Consider the following 610-nt stretch of genomic DNA (forward strand, 5'->3'; position numbering starts at 1 on the left):
GAAGTATCCAAGAAAACCGGGAACTCCTAATAAATCGCCAATTGAAGGGTAATTTAGACAGCCTGATATGACAATACCATCATATTTTCATCAAAATTGATGGATGTATAGCAGGAAAAACCATGAGAAAATAGAATTATAAAAATGGCAGTTTTTAAAGGTGGTGTAGGTACATGAAGCATTCATTCTCTCGTTTCTTCGGGCTTGGTGAGAAGGAACAGGAGCCGGAGATTGCTGAACATGATACAAACAAAGAAGAGATTCTGGAAATACCGTTAAATGCTATCGTTCCCAACCGTTTTCAGCCACGCACCATTTTCTCAGATGAAAAAATCAAAGAGTTAGCAATGACCATTCATACACACGGCATTATTCAGCCGATTGTTGTTAGGCATACAGAAGAAGAAGGCCAATCCGAACTCATTGCAGGTGAAAGCCGCTGGAGAGCGGTGCAATCGCTTGAGTGGGAAAAGATTCCGGCGATTATTAAGGATTTTTCCGACACGGAAACCGCTTCTGTGGCGTTAATTGAAAACTTGCAGCGGGAAGAATTGTCTTCTATTGAGGAAGCCCATGCTTATGCTAGGCTGCTTGAGCTGCATGATTTAAC

At 41.6% G+C, this 610-nt stretch carries 1 protein-coding gene; it reads left to right on the forward strand.

From position 1 onward, the window contains the following. Positions 1-173: 173 nt before the first annotated feature. Positions 174-610 (forward strand): ParB/RepB/Spo0J family partition protein (locus tag RVS70_RS21815; RefSeq protein ID WP_321134816.1); only part of this gene is annotated, 437 nt, incomplete at its 3' end.

Origin of the sequence: Virgibacillus sp. M23 (assembly GCF_034190895.1) — a bacterium.
In the GTDB taxonomy this organism is placed as follows: Bacteria; Bacillota; Bacilli; order Bacillales; family Amphibacillaceae; genus Virgibacillus; species Virgibacillus salarius.